The sequence below is a fragment of the Paraliobacillus sediminis genome (assembly GCF_003426055.1).
The window spans coordinates 1-16,146 of record NZ_QJSI01000002.1; the positions used below are offsets into that span (position 1 = coordinate 1).

The 16,146-nt window shown below is 35.5% G+C and carries 15 protein-coding genes; 13 read left to right on the forward strand and 2 right to left on the reverse strand.

Annotated elements, in window-relative coordinates; all coding sequences use genetic code 11:
• Positions 1 to 651 precede the first annotated feature (651 nt).
• Genes ruvA through yajC form a run of 6 tightly spaced genes read left to right on the forward strand, consistent with a single transcriptional unit; the run spans position 652 to position 4,970 of the window.
• Positions 652 to 1,263, forward strand: a complete 612-nt coding sequence (gene ruvA, locus D2K60_RS05945; RefSeq protein WP_117169119.1) for a Holliday junction branch migration protein RuvA — start codon at positions 652 to 654, stop codon at positions 1,261 to 1,263.
• A gap of 12 nt (positions 1,264 to 1,275) precedes the next feature.
• The gene (gene ruvB, locus D2K60_RS05950; RefSeq protein ID WP_117169120.1) at positions 1,276 to 2,277 is read left to right on the forward strand and encodes a Holliday junction branch migration DNA helicase RuvB; all 1,002 of its coding nucleotides are present in this window, start codon (positions 1,276 to 1,278) and stop codon (positions 2,275 to 2,277) included.
• Positions 2,274 to 2,474, forward strand: coding sequence for a DUF2905 domain-containing protein (locus tag D2K60_RS05955; RefSeq protein ID WP_117169121.1), 201 nt, complete (start codon positions 2,274 to 2,276; stop codon positions 2,472 to 2,474). The genes ruvB and D2K60_RS05955 overlap by 4 nt, the downstream gene beginning before the upstream one ends.
• 10 nt (positions 2,475 to 2,484) lie before the next feature.
• Positions 2,485 to 3,516, forward strand: a complete 1,032-nt coding sequence (gene queA / locus D2K60_RS05960; RefSeq protein WP_117169122.1) for a tRNA preQ1(34) S-adenosylmethionine ribosyltransferase-isomerase QueA — start codon at positions 2,485 to 2,487, stop codon at positions 3,514 to 3,516.
• 31 nt (positions 3,517 to 3,547) lie between these two features.
• Positions 3,548 to 4,687, forward strand: a complete 1,140-nt coding sequence (gene tgt, locus D2K60_RS05965; RefSeq protein WP_117169123.1) for a tRNA guanosine(34) transglycosylase Tgt — start codon at positions 3,548 to 3,550, stop codon at positions 4,685 to 4,687.
• Between the two features lie 16 nt (positions 4,688 to 4,703).
• Complete coding sequence (gene yajC, locus D2K60_RS05970) at positions 4,704 to 4,970, forward strand: preprotein translocase subunit YajC (protein ID WP_117169124.1); 267 nt, start codon at positions 4,704 to 4,706, stop codon at positions 4,968 to 4,970.
• A 595-nt stretch (positions 4,971 to 5,565) separates the two neighbouring features.
• Here the strand turns inward: yajC and D2K60_RS05975 are convergent.
• Positions 5,566 to 5,940, reverse strand: coding sequence for a TIGR04086 family membrane protein (locus D2K60_RS05975; protein WP_117169125.1), 375 nt, complete (start codon positions 5,938 to 5,940; stop codon positions 5,566 to 5,568).
• Positions 5,941 to 6,096: 156 nt separating this feature from the next.
• Between D2K60_RS05975 and D2K60_RS05980 the strand changes: the two genes are divergently transcribed.
• The gene (locus tag D2K60_RS05980) at positions 6,097 to 7,404 is read left to right on the forward strand and encodes an ArsB/NhaD family transporter (protein ID WP_117169126.1); all 1,308 of its coding nucleotides are present in this window, start codon (positions 6,097 to 6,099) and stop codon (positions 7,402 to 7,404) included.
• Positions 7,405 to 7,462: 58 nt separating this feature from the next.
• Positions 7,463 to 8,131, forward strand: a complete 669-nt coding sequence (locus D2K60_RS05985; protein WP_117169127.1) for a DUF421 domain-containing protein — start codon at positions 7,463 to 7,465, stop codon at positions 8,129 to 8,131.
• On the opposite strand, the gene spoVB is transcribed toward D2K60_RS05985, so the two are convergent.
• On the reverse strand, positions 8,121 to 9,674 hold the full coding sequence (spoVB, locus tag D2K60_RS05990) for a stage V sporulation protein B (protein WP_117169128.1): 1,554 nt from the start codon (positions 9,672 to 9,674) through the stop codon (positions 8,121 to 8,123). The genes D2K60_RS05985 and spoVB overlap by 11 nt on opposite strands.
• Positions 9,675 to 9,787: 113 nt before the next feature.
• Between spoVB and D2K60_RS05995 the strand changes: the two genes are divergently transcribed.
• The 5 genes from D2K60_RS05995 (at position 9,788) to D2K60_RS06015 (ending at position 15,871) form a co-directional block, all read left to right on the forward strand.
• Positions 9,788 to 10,084, forward strand: a complete 297-nt coding sequence (locus tag D2K60_RS05995) for a post-transcriptional regulator (protein WP_117169129.1) — start codon at positions 9,788 to 9,790, stop codon at positions 10,082 to 10,084.
• Positions 10,085 to 10,264: 180 nt separating this feature from the next.
• Positions 10,265 to 12,511, forward strand: a complete 2,247-nt coding sequence (gene secDF / locus D2K60_RS06000; protein ID WP_117169130.1) for a protein translocase subunit SecDF — start codon at positions 10,265 to 10,267, stop codon at positions 12,509 to 12,511.
• A 101-nt stretch (positions 12,512 to 12,612) separates the two neighbouring features.
• Positions 12,613 to 12,951: a LapA family protein gene (locus tag D2K60_RS06005; RefSeq protein ID WP_117169131.1), complete on the forward strand. Its 339-nt coding sequence runs from the start codon at positions 12,613 to 12,615 to the stop codon at positions 12,949 to 12,951.
• A 66-nt stretch (positions 12,952 to 13,017) separates the two neighbouring features.
• Positions 13,018 to 15,369: a single-stranded-DNA-specific exonuclease RecJ gene (gene recJ, locus D2K60_RS06010; RefSeq protein ID WP_117169132.1), complete on the forward strand. Its 2,352-nt coding sequence runs from the start codon at positions 13,018 to 13,020 to the stop codon at positions 15,367 to 15,369.
• Positions 15,359 to 15,871 carry an adenine phosphoribosyltransferase gene (locus D2K60_RS06015; RefSeq protein ID WP_117169133.1) on the forward strand — a complete coding sequence of 171 codons (513 nt, stop codon included), beginning with the start codon at positions 15,359 to 15,361 and terminating at the stop codon, positions 15,869 to 15,871. Before recJ ends, D2K60_RS06015 begins: the two co-directional genes overlap by 11 nt.
• The last annotated feature ends 275 nt before the right edge of the window (positions 15,872 to 16,146 follow it).

The window sequence follows — 16,146 nt, forward strand, 5'->3', positions numbered from 1 at the left end:
TTTCCGTGGGCACAACCTCAGCTATCTATAGAAGCGAAGAGCACTTCTATAGAGGATCTTCGGTTTGTGCTGTTCCCACTGGAGTGTCAACCATTTGCTACCTTCGCTGGATAGCGTATCTCTGTTTTAAACAGGTGACAATATCACTTTTTATTGAATCTAAAGCATATTCTAGTTACGCTTTAATTACAAATAATAGTGCATTTTACACAATTTCTATTCACGGACTAAAACTAGCGGATCAAGCGAAATGGGCGATATCCTCGAAAATAATAATATTTTCTTCGTGCGATGTTTCGCTGTCGTAGCATTCCTTGTCCTGTAGGAACAGCACGTGCCTACGGAAAGGGAGACCATTTTGCTTGAGAAGCGAGGCGAAAGTTCTGTTAGATGCCCATTTATATAAAGATCGTTACGACAGAGTCTATGGTTATTCACTAATAAACAATTTTTAAAATTGTGTCAAGCTTTATAAGGAACACACGCTACACTCATAAAAGCCAATGTTTAGCGCTTATTTTTTAAGTGAGAAAGTTGCGTTACTTTTTAACGTATTATGCTCAAATGTCTGAAAGTGATGTTATACGAACGTACGATTGTGTGATAAACTAGAGTAAAGATTTTTTGGCAAAATGTTAGGGAGAGATGATGATGATTGCATACATAAATGGTAAACTAGATACGGTGACTGAAACCACTGCTATTGTTGAAGCGAACGGGGTAGGCTATGAGATTATTTGTGCCAATCCGTTTAAGTTTCAAGATCAGTTAGGTGAGCAGGTGCGTATTTATACGTATCACTACATAAGAGAAGATGCGCAAACTTTATTTGGTTTTTCAAAAGTAGATGAAAAATCCTTATTTGCACGGATTTTAAATGTTTCTGGAATTGGACCCAAAGGTGCTTTATCAATTGTCGCAACTGCTGGTGTACAAGATTTTGTTGTAGCGATTGAAGAGGAAGACGAAAAATTCTTAACGAGCTTTCCTGGTGTAGGAAAAAAGACTGCACGCCAAATGATATTAGACCTTAAAGGAAAGTTAACAATAGAATTTGATGTATCTGCTCAGTCATCTGATCCTAAAACTGTTAAGGTTACAACGGATCAAATAAAAGCACTAGATGAAACGACTGAAGTTCTGAAATCACTAGGATACTCTGATCGAGAAATTAAACAAATTACGCCAAGTTTAAAAGAAGAGGCTTCTAAAAATACGGATGAATTAGTGCGAAAAGGTTTAGCACTACTTATGCAGAATTAATGGGGTGAGAAAATGGAAGAACGTATGATTTCAAGTGAAATACATGAGGAAGACACATCCATCGAATTAAGTCTGCGACCCTCCACATTAGCTCAGTATATTGGCCAACATAAAGCGAAGGAAAACTTAGCCATTTTTATTGAAGCGGCGCGATTACGTAATGAACCTTTGGACCATGTTTTATTATATGGCCCACCAGGATTAGGGAAAACAACGATGGCTTCGATTATTGCAAATGAAATGGGTGTACAATTTCGGACAACTTCTGGGCCAGCAATTGAACGTGCAGGTGATCTAGCTGCAATTTTATCCTCGTTAGAAACTGGGGATGTTCTATTTATTGATGAGATTCATCGTTTACCACGGGCTGTTGAAGAGATACTATATCCAGCGATGGAGGACTTTTGTTTAGATATTGTTATAGGTACAGGTTCTACGGCTCGTTCTGTTCGTTTAGAACTGCCACCATTTACGTTAGTAGGTGCAACAACACGAGCTGGGCTATTAACTGCCCCATTACGTGATCGTTTTGGTGTATTAAGTCGTTTAGAATTTTATGAAACGAATGATTTATGTGAAATTGTTGAGCGAACTGCTTCGATTTTTGAAGTAACAATTGAAAAACAGTCAGCATTAGAGATTGCAAGAAGATCTCGTGGAACGCCGCGAATTGCTAATCGATTGTTAAAGCGGGTGCGTGATATATCTCAAGTTCGTGGAGAATCTGCAATTAGTTTAGCAATAACAAAAGAAGCATTAAAGATGTTGCAGGTTGATCAATCTGGGTTAGATCACATTGATCACAAACTATTAATCGCTATAATTGATTCTTTCCAGGGTGGTCCAGTTGGAATAGATACATTAGCAGCAACAGTTGGAGAGGAATCGCAGACGATTGAAGATGTCTATGAACCATTTTTATTGCAGATGGGCTTTATTCAACGTACACCAAGAGGACGTCTTGCGACACCAAAAGCGTATCAGCATGTTAATCGTGAGGTGCCAAAACCTTGACCGATTTCGGTAAAATGCTTATTGTTATAGGGGTTGCATTAATAATAGTTGGGGTTTTTTCAGGTTTCTTTGGTAAACTACCTGGTGATATTAGCTTTAAGAAAGGTAATTTTTCATTTCACTTCCCAATTGTGACATCTATTATGGTTAGTGTGATTTTGTCGGTTATTTTATTTATTATCAGTAAGTTTCGTTAAGGAGTGCAACATGGAGATAAAAGATTTTGATTTCAATTTACCAGAAGAATTAATAGCACAAACACCATTGAAAGATCGTACGTCATCTCGATTATTAATAATGAATCGAAAAGATCGAAAAATGGAACATAAAAAGTTTGTTGATGTACTAGATTATTTAAATACGGGCGATTGTTTAGTATTAAATGATACAAAAGTACTGCCAGCGCGTTTATTTGGCAGTAAAATTGAAACTGGTGCAAAGATAGAAGTACTATTGCTTCATCAACAAGAGGAAGAAGATGTTTGGGAAGTATTAGTTAAACCAGGGAAAAAGGTCAAAATAGGAACTGAAATAAGTTTTGGAAGTGGGAAATTAACTTGTGTCTGCCTTGATGTAAAAGAGCATGGTGGTCGTATTGTGAAGTTTAACTATCAAGGCATTTTTTTAGAAGTATTAAATGAACTTGGAGAAATGCCACTTCCTCCATATATCAAAGAACAATTACCTGATCAAGACCGCTATCAAACGGTATATGCGCGCGAGCAAGGATCTGCGGCTGCGCCAACAGCTGGCCTGCACTTTACGGAAGATCTTTTAGAAAAAATTAAAGCAAAAGGTATTACGGTTGCTTTCTTAACGTTACATGTTGGTTTGGGTACATTTCGTCCAGTAAGTGTTGATACGGTTGAAGAGCATGATATGCATGCTGAATTTTATCAGATGTCACAAGAAACAGCTGATACGATTAACAATACGAAAAATAATGGTGGTAAAGTAATAGCAGTAGGAACGACATCTACCAGGACGTTAGAAACGATCGCACGCGATTATAACGGTAAACTAGTTGCTGCTAATGGTTGGACGGATATCTTTATTTATCCACCGTACAAATTTCGCGTAGTTGATGGTTTAATTACTAATTTCCATTTGCCAAAATCAACACTTGTTATGTTAGTTAGTGCTTTAGCAGATAGAGATTTTGTATTAGAAGCATATAACGAAGCAGTACGTGAAAAATATCGCTTTTTTAGTTTTGGCGATGCAATGTTAATTCTTTAAATTTTACAACTAGAAAGGAAAAATACAAAACATGGCAGCAATCACATATGAATTAATTAAAACGTGTAAACAAACTGGGGCTAGACTAGGTAAGGTCCATACACCACATGGTTCTTTTGATACACCGATGTTTATGCCAGTCGGCACATTAGCAACTGTTAAGACGATGAGTCCTGAAGAATTAGAAGAGATAGGTTCAAAAATAATACTATCAAACACCTATCATTTATGGCTTCGACCTGGTGAAGATATTATTAAAGAAGCTGGAGGCTTGCATAAATTCATGAATTGGGATAAGGCGATTTTAACCGATTCAGGAGGTTTTCAAGTTTTTAGTTTAAGCGATTTACGTGATATAGAAGAAAAAGGTGTCCATTTCCGCAATCACATTAGTGGAGAGAAATTGTTTCTGTCACCAGAAAAAGCAATGGATATCCAAAATTCCTTAGGTGCGGATATTATGATGGCTTTTGATGAATGTCCACCATATCCAGCAGAACATAAATATATGAAAGATTCAGTGGAACGAACGAGTAGATGGGCCGAGCGATGTCTGGAGGCACATAACCGTCCTGGAGATCAAGGTTTATTTGGTATTATTCAAGGAGGCGAGTATGAGGACCTTCGCCGTTTAAGTGCTAACGACTTAACATCACTTGACTTTCCAGGTTACGCAATTGGTGGACTTTCGGTTGGTGAACCGAAAGATGTGATGAATCGTGTTTTAGACTTCACGACTCCGATGCTGCCAACTGAAAAGCCACGTTATTTGATGGGTGTAGGATCGCCTGATTCTTTAATTGATGGTGCAATTCGAGGAATTGACATGTTTGATTGTGTTTTGCCAACGCGAATCGCTCGTAATGGTACGTGCATGACATCAGAAGGACGAGTTGTTATTCGCAATGCAAAATACGCACGTGATTTCTCGCCAATTGATCCAAATTGTAAGTGTAATACTTGCCGAAACTACTCACGTGCTTATATTCGTCATCTTGTAAAAGCAAATGAAACTTTCGGTTTTAGACTTACTACTTATCATAACCTGTATTTTCTGTTAAACTTAATGGAGCAAGTCCGCGAAGCGATAAAAGAAGATCGTCTTGGTGATTTCAAAGAGAAATTCTTTGAAGATTATGGTTATAATAAACCAAATGCTAAAAACTTTTAAGAAGGAGGGGAATAGATTGGATATAATTGCAACGGTATTTCCATTTATATTGATGTTTGTGATTTTTTATTTTCTTTTGATTCGTCCGCAACAAAAACGACAAAAGAAAGTAAAACAAATGCAAAGCGATCTACAAAAGGGAGACAAAATTATCACGATTGGTGGCATGCACGGTACAGTGTTTGCAATCGATGAAGATACGGTTGTTCTTGAAGTAGATGGAACGAAGCTTACATATGATCGTTCGTCTGTTAGAGATGTAGTCTCACAGATAGAAGCTTAATAATAAAATGCAATAGATTAACGAATAAAGAGGACATGCACAAAGTGCTGTCCTCTTTATTTTTTATTAATTCAACTTTCACAGAGTAAATTTGGCAAATAAGTCTTGCAATCTAAAGTTGACTTAGGCTCTTTTCATAATCATCATTGCGTTTTATCTAACGAACGTGATGGAAAATGGATTCCCTTTCCGGCACAGCCACGTATGTAGCGAGACAGTCTTTTAAAGGGGGTGTCTACTAAAAGATTGTTGTTTATTAGAGACACCCATACACTCCACCATAACGTACTCGCTCCTCAAGTAAAATTGGCTCCCTTTCCACAGGCACGGCTTCAGCTAACTCGGAAGCAAAAAAACGCTTCCGAGTGGATCTTCAGACCATGCTGTTCCTGTAGGACAAGGAAAGCTTCGACAGCGATACATCGTACGAGAAATTGTTTTTTATTTTCGAGGATGTCGCCAATTTCACTTGATACACTAGTTTAGTACACAGTAACATAAAAAGAGCGTAAATTAATTACATGAGACACAGCTATACTCCAAACTTAAAATAGCTAATGATTAGACTTATTTTTTTGGTGAGAAATTTAATTTACTAAGCTTTACGATACATATTAACTCCGAAAATTGCCCCAACTAAACCTGTTACTAAAAACCCAGTATGATAGAAAATCTGTGATAAAGAAAAAACAGTTTGAAGTCCTAAGTATTGGTATAAGAAAATAAATAAAGAAAATCCAAGGCTAGTAAGAATACCAATTAGCCATCCTTTCTCCCCAGCTTTTAACCCAGCAACCCAACCACCAGCAAATAATGCAAGAAAGCTAATAATCGTTGTTGTCCCACTTAGTGTAGATGCTCCCAAAGAAGTAAATCGCAGTAATAAAGATAAAATAAGACTTGCTAATAATAGGATAGCTAATATGACAATCCAGCCATGTAACAGTGCCTTAAACCTTGTATTTACCATAAGTGTCCCTCCTTCGCTTGTCCAAAATTACGTGTTAGTTAAATCTATGCAATAGTTACTAAAAAAGACTTAAATATTTCCGTTTTCTCAGCATATATTGATAGAAAAGCTCTATGTATTAGACAGGTTAAATTACCCTTGGAAAGGGGACAAGCAATGGCTTTTACAATAGCAATTATCATTTTTATCATATGCTACCTATTTATCATTTCGGAAAAAGTTAATCAAGCGTTAATAGCCCTCTCAGGCGGCGTTTTGTTATTGCTTACAAAGGTATATTCATGGGAGGATGCATTCACCAATTACATTGATTGGAATACAATTGCGTTGCTTTTTTCAATGATGGTCTTAGTTTCAGTAACGAAGAAAACGGGATTGTTTACTTATATTGCAATCATATTTGCACAGAAAGTAAATGGTGCTCCAATACCGTTGTTAATAGGGACTGCTGTCTTAACTGCCTTAGGCTCTGCATTACTTGATAATGTAACGACAGTGCTGTTATTTGTTCCAATAATTTTAACATTAACAAAGCTGTTAGAGTTACCGACCTTCCCTTATTTATTAACGATTATTTTGAGTTCTAATATAGGAGGAACGGCTACACTAATTGGAGATCCACCAAATATTATGATTGGTCAGGCAGTTGAACATTTTACGTTTTTATCATTCATTACTAATTTAGGGCCTGTTGTTATTATTTTATTTGTCTGTATGGTTGCGTTTGTTGTGGTGCGATTTAGAAAAGAGTTAATCATGCAACCACATTTAGTAGACAATTTACTAAAAATTAACGCAACTACATACATTAAAAAAAGTCCCATGCTGTATCAATCTATTTCTGTACTTGGTATAACAATTCTCGGATTTCTACTTCATCCAGTATTTCATATTGATCTAACGACTGTTGCAGTTTTTGGTGCCCTACTTTTACTGATGTTAACCGAAAAAGAACTAGAAACAGAAAAAGTATTTCAAGAGATTGAGTGGATTACTTTATTCTTTTTTATTGGATTGTTCATGCTAGTTGGTGGTCTTGAAGAAGTAGGTGCTATTGATGAATTAGCACGATATATTATTTGGGTAACGGAGGGTGACCTGCCTTTAACGGCTATTATACTGCTATGGATATCAGGTTTAATCTCTCAAATTATTAATAACATTCCATTTGTGGCTGCGATGATACCAGTTATTGAAGAGTTTCAAGCGTATGGCATGACAAACGTTGATCCATTATGGTGGTCGCTAGCACTAGGCGCATGTCTAGGTGGTAATGGTACATTAATTGGTGCATCGGCTAATGTTGTCGTAGCTGGATTAGCTGAGGGTGAGGGTGAAAGTATATCCTTTATGCGTTATTTAAAGTATGGTGTACCGTTTGTTTTATTTTCAATGCTTATATCTACACTATATATATATTTACGTTATTTGCGTCCTTTTATCGATTCTTTTTTGTTAGGATAATAACTAGGAAAAAGGTGATATTAAAAGGGGGAATAGACCATCAAGTGAGGACGTGATAATGGTGGAATTTGAGTTAGGAACCTTAATGTTTCGAACATTCTTTATGTATATCGTAGTTGTCATTATCTTCCGTTTGATGGGTAAACGTGAAATTGGTGAGCTAAGTATATTGGATATTGTTGTGTTTATTATGGTGGCAGAAATGGCGGTATTAACAGTCGAGGATACTGATAGGATGTTGGTTGAAGCTTTAATTCCAATGGTGCTTTTATTATTTATTCAACGAACTGTTGCATGGCTATCATTAAAAAACAAACATTTCAGGGATTGGTTTGAAGGGAAAGCCTCTGTAATTATTTCACGTGGCAAAGTGGATGAATATGAAATGAAGAAAAATCGTTATACTTTTGATGATTTATTACAACAACTGAGAGAGAATGGAACGAAGAGTATTCAGGATGTTGCATTTGCAATTTTAGAACCATCAGGTAAATTGTCCATTTTTGAGCATCCGAATCAAGAAGAGGAAAATGGTTTTGTTGTACCGCTTATCATGGATGGTGATATTTTACTAGAAGAATTAGAGAAAATAGATCAAAATGAAGCTTGGCTTATAGCGAAACTAAAACAAAAAGGATATTCTGATATAAAGCAGATATCCTTTTGTTCTTTAGATCAATCAGGCAACTGGTTTGTAGATATTAAAAATGAATATACTAAGAGATAAAACGATTAATAAAGGGGATTTGAGCTAATTCGTCTTTTGTAATAAATCGTAATAAAAAAAGTAAACCAATATATACAACCATAATTGAAAACAAGATAAATAATAATGGGAGCAAGGTAGTTTCGTATCCTGTAAAAACTTGTTTGAAAATAGTTGCTGTGAGCCAAGTTAATCCTAATAAAGCAAACATTTTAAATAGATCAGCTTTAGGAATGCTAAATTGAATTACTTTATATAATGTCGCTAGGTGTAAGAAGGTACCTAGCACAACTCCTACGGTCATCGCGATCGCTGCCCCCATAATACCAAATGCTGGATTTGTTGTTAACATAATTAATATAACAAATTTCACACCTGTACTGATTATATTATTCCACATCGCTTTTTGAGCAAAGTCTAATGCTTGCAAGGTAGCGTTCAATGGAAATTGAATGTATAAAAATAAAAAGAAAGGCGCCATTAGAATTAGAAATCCGCTAGCATTCGTTGACCCGTACATAAAATGTAATATAGGTGAAGCGAACATAGTTAATATAATTGTTGCTATTGCACCGGAAGCAAAGGAAATTCGGATTGCTTGGTGGATGCGATAATGCACTAGGGAATGATTATGTTTTGCTTCTGCTTCACTGATATTTGGAATTAAAGCAACAGCTAATGAATGTGTAATAAAAGTAGGTAAAAATAACAGTGGAATAGCGTAACCAGTTAATGCGCCATATTGTTTGGTTGCTGCGATAGTCCCAATACCTGCAATTGCTAAACTTTGCGATACTAAGATGGGTTCTAAAAAATTTGAGATTGAACCAACTAACCGACTTCCTGTACTAGGTAACGCAATTGATAATAAAGATTTTAATGTATCTTTCCCTGAAGTGATATAGGAAAAAGTAGCATGATGTAACGTGATTCGCTTGTGTCTACGAAACATTCGTAACATGAACATAAGTGAAATGAATTCCCCAATTATGACTGAAATCATGGCCCCACAAGCAGCGAACTCAATGCCATATGGAAGTAATAATCTTATGAAAAATGCAACACAAGAAATACGAATTACCTGTTCAATAACTTGTGCATAACTTTGTGGTTTCATATTTTGCCTTCCTTGAAAATAACCCCGAATAACAGATGAAATTGCACTAATAGGCACCATTGGCGTAATAGCTAGTAACGGATATAATGTTCTTGGGTCTGTTAAAAAGTACTTTGAAATAATGGGTGCACTAATAATCATCCCTATTGTAAAAAATATACTCAATGTACCAGTAATAACGAGTGATATTATAAGGATTTTTTTAATTTGTTTTGTGTTATTATTTGCTTCCGCTTCCGCTACTCGTTTGGAAATTGCGATAGGTAGTCCAAACTGTGATAAAGTATAGATGAGAAACAAGGTTGGTAAGGCCATATTGTAAAGCCCAATACCTTCTTCACCCATTAGCCTAGCTACAACAATTCGATTAACAAAACCTAGTAATCGAGTGATTAGTCCTGCTACTATTAAAATAAGTGTACCTTGTAAAAATGTTTGTTTTGTCATTAGTGACAATCCTACCTTCTCAAAAAAATGAAATTCCTATACAATAATGTATATGCAGGTAGATTGGTCAAGCATGACAAGCAGTTAGATAAATTCCTTAGGAGGTTTTATACATGGCGTTAGTAAAACAAGTAGAAGACTGGAAAAGCTCAATTTTAATGGTCTTAGACAGTAAAGTAGAAGAATTAATTTTAATGGACTATGATAATGCGACGCGAGAAATTGTTTGGAATTGCTTAGTAGAAAAAGTTTGGAAAGGTAATCCTGAAAAACGGTTGTTTCAAATTGTAGAAGATATTTTACATTTAAGTGCGAGTAAATATATGAGTTATTTAACAATGCAATCCTATCAAAATGAAGATTTGATGGCTTCTATCACTGCAATAAGTGAAATGAATGAAGTGAAATAATCAATTATTTAGCGATTTTCGGATTGACATTAGGTGTTCTTCGTTTCATAATATTTTGGTAGTATAGTTTTAAATATATAAATGTAATAGAGTTTAAATGAGTTACGCTATTCTTTCATAAAGTAGTCTTACATAGTTTTTTTAAAAAGAAAGAATAGGGTAGAGGAGGCGCAATTGTCTATGGTAAAACGAGGCAGAATTATTGCCTTTTTTCTGATCGTCTTAGTGTTAGCAGGTACAATTGGGACGACAATAACAGGTGTTACGAAAGATATAAAGTTAGGTTTAGATCTGCAAGGTGGGGTTGAAATTCTTTACGATGTTGAGGCACTCGATGGTGGGGATATAGACACGGCTGATCTTGAAGCCACTGTTGAATCATTGCGTCAACGTGTCGATGTGTTAGGTGTAAGTGAGCCTAATTTCAATATTGAAGAGCCAAATCGGATAAGAGTTCAATTAGCTGGGATCGAAAACGAAGATGAAGCACGTGAATTACTATCCACTTCTGCCCAATTGTCGTTTCGAGATGTCAATGATGTAGAGTATTTAAATGGATCAGACATTGTTGAAGGTAGTGCGAAACAAGATTTCGATGCCACGACAAATCAACCGATTGTAACCGTCCAATTTAAAGATGCTTCCGCATTTGCAGCGGTAACGAGTGAAATTTCTCAAATGTCAGATAATCGTTTAGCAATTTGGATGGATTTTGAAGAAGGCGATTCATTTGAGGAAGAGTCTCAAAAGACAGACCATAAATATATCTCTGCTCCGGCTGTCAGCTATACGATTGATCAACCAAATGTACAAATCGATGGTAGTTTTACAGTTGAATCTGCTAAACAACTTGCAGATATTCTAAATGCTGGCTCACTACCCGTAAAATTAACGGAAGAATATACAACATCTGTAGGTGCTCAATTTGGTTTGCAAGCACTAGATAAAACAATCTTTGCAGGTATGCTCGGGATTGCATCTATCTTTCTATTCATGCTTGTTTATTATCGCTTCCCAGGCTTTATAGCTGTTGTAACATTGAGTATATATATTTATTTAGTATTACTCGTATTTGAATTAATGAATGGTGTATTAACGTTACCTGGTATTGCTGCCTTGATACTCGGGGTAGGTATGGCAGTAGACGCTAACATCATTACCTATGAACGAATGAAAGAAGAATTAAAGCAAGGTAAGTCTATAGGTGCTGCATTTAAATCGGCAAATAGTAATTCACTTTCAACTATTTTTGATGCGAATATTACGACTTTAATTGCAGCAACAGTCCTATTTACATTTGGTACAAGCTCTGTAAAAGGGTTTGCGACTTTATTAATAGTAAGTATAATCTTAAGCTTTATCACTGCAGTTTTTGGTGCGCGATTCTTCTTAGGTCTATGGGTTAAGAGTAAGTTCTTGAATAAGCGTCAAGGCTGGTTTGGTGTTAAGAAATCTGAAATAAAAGACATAGCTGATACAAGCGAAGTGGAGCCGAAAGTTTTTGGTCGTCAAATTGATTTCGTGAAGCATCGCAAAAAGTTTTTTGCGCTCTCAGGTATTTTAGTTATAACTGGTATCGCATGTTTAAGTATTTTTGGATTAAACCTTGGAATTGATTTCGAAAGTGGTTCACGTGTTGAAATTAATGTAGGTGAACCAATTACAATTGAGCAAATTGAACAAGACTTTGAAGCAATTGGAATAGAACCAGAAAACGTTGTTTTATCTGGTAATGCTAATGATATTGCTGTCGCACGTTTTGATACTAAATTGGAACAAGAGACAGTAGCTGACGTTCGAACATACTTTAATGAGACATATGGTTCTGATCCGAATGTAAGTACTGTATCACCTGTTGTAGGTCAAGAATTGGCTAAAAATGCCGTTTTAGCAGTCATAATTGCTTCAATTGGTATCATTATTTATGTAACGATTCGTTTTGAATTTTATTTCGCATTAACAGCGATTCTAGCTCTACTACATGATGCTTTCTTTATACTCGCATTATTCAGTATTACTCAACTAGAATTTGATATAACGATTATTGCTGCAATACTAACGATAGTCGGTTATTCAATTAATGATACAATCGTTACATTTGACCGAATTAGAGAAAATCTTAAAGTGAAGAAGAGAGTACGATCATTTGACGAATTAGCTGAGATCGTCAATAGGAGTTTAATGCAAACATTGGGTAGAAGTATAAATACCGTACTGACTGTTATTATAGCTGCTGTTTTCCTATATATTTTCGGTGCAACTTCGATTACCAACTTCTCATTTGCACTCGTTGTTGGTTTAATCGCTGGTACGTATTCATCACTATTTATTGCCGCTCAAGTATGGTTAATATGGCGTGGTAAGAACATAAAAGAAAACCCAATTGTATATACTGAGAAGAAAAGAAATGATGGTCCACAGGTTTAATAAGTATAGCTCTTCCTAATAAGGAAGAGCTATTTTCAGTACGTTTTATATGTATCAATTTAGGGAAATATACTACTAATTAAATAGAATGAGGTGATAACATGAAAGGACAAACGCATATTATTTTGGCACTTATTTTCGCACTTATTGTTGCTGTTTTTGCAGTTATTAATGTTGCTCCTGTTGAAGTGGATTATCTATTTGGCACTGGACATGCACCATTAGTACTTGTCATTTTGGTATCCGTTTTAATGGGTGGTTTAATTACAAGTGCATTTGGTGTTTTTCGACTAATAAAATATCAAAAACAAGTTCGTTCACTCGAAAAAGAAATTGCAAGTTACAAGACTATTGAGAAAGAAAATGATACGTCCACATTAGATGAGAAAAATGAAGATCAAGATGAAATTAATAACACAATTAACACTTCTAAGGAATAATAAGAAGTAATTGTATTTGAACCCCCTGGCATACTCTTGTATAATAAGTGAGTCAGGGGTGAATTAATGTTACAGAGTCAATCAAAATGGAATTTTACATATAAACAACAGGTTGCAATGTCTGAGGAACTTGCATCATTAAATGTGTCACCTATGATCAAAGGAATGTTAGCTAAACGAGATATTTCTACGAAAGAAGAAGCGGAAGCATTCTTAAATCCAGATTTGAAGCATTTATATGATCCTAGTTTATTAAACGATATTGAAAAAACAAAAATACGCATTGATCAAGCAATTGATCAAGGAGAAAGTATTTTAGTTTTTGGCGATTATGATGCTGATGGTGTAAGTGCTACAGCTGTATTAATTGAGGCATTGCGTGAGGCGGGAGCAATGTGTGATTATTATATTCCGAATCGGTTTACAGAGGGTTATGGACCTAATGAACAGGCTTTTAGAGATGCGAAAGAACAAGGTTTTCAACTTATTATTACCGTGGATACTGGAATTGCAGCAATAGAACCAGCCGCTGTGGCGAAAGAAATTGGGATTGATTTAATTATTACGGATCACCATGAAGTGCAGGAATCACTTCCAGAAGCATATGCGATTGTACATCCTAAATGCTCTGAAAATTACCCATTTAAAGAATTAGCTGGCGTAGGTGTTGCATTTAAATTAGCGGAACATTTATTGGGGTATTTTCCAACACAACTTTTAGACCTCGTTGTGATTGGAACAATTGCAGATTTAGTGCCACTAGTAGATGAAAATCGTATTCTGGCTTATCACGGTCTAAAAGCAATTAGTCAATCAAATCGTCCTGGTATTCAGGCTTTAAAACAAATGTGTAGTATACAAGGTGATATGACGGAAGAGGATATTGGCTTTCTAATTGGCCCTCGAATAAATGCTGTTGGTCGTTTACAAACAGCTTATCCTGCAGTTGAATTGTTAGTGACTGAAGACCAGGCAGAAGCAGAAGAAATTGCAACACAAATTAACGAACTAAATCAAGAGCGGCAACAAATTGTTAAAGAAATTGCCAAAGAAGCAATATTAATGGTTGAAGCTACACCAAATGAGAATAAAAACGTTATTGTTGTTGCGAAAGAAGGATGGAATCAAGGTGTTCTGGGTATTGTAGCCTCGAAACTAGTTCGCACATATCAGCGACCTGCGATTGTATTAACGATTCAACCAGAAGAAGGTTATGCAAAAGGTTCTGCTCGTAGTATTCAAGCATTTAATTTATTTGAAAACGGCATGCGAATAAAGGATCAATTTCTACGGTTTGGTGGACATTCTCAAGCAGCAGGTATGACTCTTTTAAAAGAGAATGTTGATGTCATACGAAATTCACTTAATCAGTTAGCAGAGGAACAACTGCAACCTGAAGATTATAAAGAACAATTAGATATAGAAGACTCTATTGAAATTAATGCAATAGATCTCGAGCTAATTAATGAGTTAAATAAAATAGCGCCATTCGGTATGGCTAATCCAAAGCCATTATTCCATTTGAAGGCTAAACCTGTTGAATTGCGACAAATTGGAAGTGACCAAAATCATTTAAAAGTTTCATTTCGTTCGGATGCTGTTCAATTGGCTGTGATTGGTTTTGGAATGGGTGAATTGTACCCTTCTATTTCAGAACATAGTGAAATAGAAACAGTAGGTTTTTTACAAATAAATGAGTGGAATGGTAAAAAAAGCCCACAACTCATGCTGAAAGACCTGGCAGTAAATGAATGGCAATTATTTGATTATCGTGGTTCCAAATTATGGCCAAAAAAATTGGAACATTTAGATGTCAATCAAACACTTACACTCTCCTTTACTACAAAAGTATCGGAACAGAAAGTTGTAGGAACATATAGCACATTTGAAGAGTTGAGCATACTTGTTGAACAACAAGGTGTGAAAAACTTTAAAAATTTAATTTTATTAGACTTACCAAATCAATTAGATCAATTAGAAGAGGTATTTGCACTTCTTTCACCACAAAATATCTTTGCCTGTTACCATATTGAAGAAGAACATTTTTTACAGTCGTTTCCAACTCGTGAGGACTTTAAATGGTTTTATGGGATGTTAGTAAAAAGGGGCCAATTTAATACAAAGAATGAAATAAATATGTTGAGTAAAAGTAAGGGTTGGAAAATAAATAAAATAGAGTTTATTATAAAGGTGTTTTCTGAGCTAGACTTTGTTAAAATATCAGATGGTGTAATTTATCCTAATAAGCAAGTTGAAAAACGAGATTTAACTGAATCAAATGCTTATCAACAATCAATTAGACAAGCTGAGATGGAAAAAGTATTATACTATTCTAGTTATCGTGAATTAAAGACATGGATGGACAGTCAAATGGAGCAAAATAGCTCCGTTGAGGAGGAAGTAACATATGAATTATAAAGATTATATTACAGTGGTAGATGATTGGCCAAAAGAAGGCGTGCGTTTTAAGGATATTACAACCTTAATGGATAATGGCAAAGCATATAAAGCTGCGGTTGATGAAATCGTTGCTTACGCTAATAAAAAAGATATTGATATAATCGTTGGTCCTGAAGCTAGAGGGTTTATCGTGGGTTGTCCTGTAGCCTATGCTTTAGAGATTGGATTTGCACCGGTTAGAAAAGAAGGTAAATTACCACGTGAAGTAATTAAAGTAAATTATGGTTTAGAATATGGTGAAAATGTACTAACACTTCATAAAGATGCAATCAAACCGGGTCAACGTATACTAATAACAGATGACTTATTAGCTACTGGTGGAACGATTGATGCAACGATTAAGTTGGTAGAACAATTAGGTGGTATCGTAGTCGGATGTGCTTTCCTAATAGAACTAACATACTTAAACGGTCGAGATAAACTAGAGGGTTATGATATACTAACTCTAATGGAATATTAGGGAAGAGTAAGGAATCTACATCATAATATTGTTGTGACGACACATTTTCAATTGAAGCTGTGTGCCATAGCTGAAGCCGTGCCTGTGGAAAGGGAGCCAATTTCACTTGAGAAGCGAGTACGTTACAAAAGCAACAATTTTTTATAAGAAAGGGGTGCCTAATTGGAGGTACTCCTTATTTTCCTAATTAGATGCATAATTTGTTTTATTTTGTCAATTTCATGTTTAAAAAAGTGTCAATGCGAGAGAATTAGGTTAAGGGATTTGAAAACCTT

Coding starts and splice junctions, on each gene's coding strand:
- ruvA (WP_117169119.1), top strand. CDS start 652: ATGATTGCATACATAAATGGTAAACTAGATACGGTGACTGAAACCACT.
- ruvB (WP_117169120.1), top strand. CDS start 1,276: ATGGAAGAACGTATGATTTCAAGTGAAATACATGAGGAAGACACATCC.
- queA (WP_117169122.1), top strand. CDS start 2,485: ATGGAGATAAAAGATTTTGATTTCAATTTACCAGAAGAATTAATAGCA.
- tgt (WP_117169123.1), top strand. CDS start 3,548: ATGGCAGCAATCACATATGAATTAATTAAAACGTGTAAACAAACTGGG.
- D2K60_RS05975 (WP_117169125.1), bottom strand. CDS start 5,940: ATGGTAAATACAAGGTTTAAGGCACTGTTACATGGCTGGATTGTCATA.
- D2K60_RS05980 (WP_117169126.1), top strand. CDS start 6,097: ATGGCTTTTACAATAGCAATTATCATTTTTATCATATGCTACCTATTT.
- D2K60_RS05985 (WP_117169127.1), top strand. CDS start 7,463: ATGGTGGAATTTGAGTTAGGAACCTTAATGTTTCGAACATTCTTTATG.
- spoVB (WP_117169128.1), bottom strand. CDS start 9,674: ATGACAAAACAAACATTTTTACAAGGTACACTTATTTTAATAGTAGCA.
- D2K60_RS05995 (WP_117169129.1), top strand. CDS start 9,788: ATGGCGTTAGTAAAACAAGTAGAAGACTGGAAAAGCTCAATTTTAATG.
- secDF (WP_117169130.1), top strand. CDS start 10,265: ATGGTAAAACGAGGCAGAATTATTGCCTTTTTTCTGATCGTCTTAGTG.
- D2K60_RS06005 (WP_117169131.1), top strand. CDS start 12,613: ATGAAAGGACAAACGCATATTATTTTGGCACTTATTTTCGCACTTATT.
- recJ (WP_117169132.1), top strand. CDS start 13,018: ATGTTACAGAGTCAATCAAAATGGAATTTTACATATAAACAACAGGTT.
- D2K60_RS06015 (WP_117169133.1), top strand. CDS start 15,359: ATGAATTATAAAGATTATATTACAGTGGTAGATGATTGGCCAAAAGAA.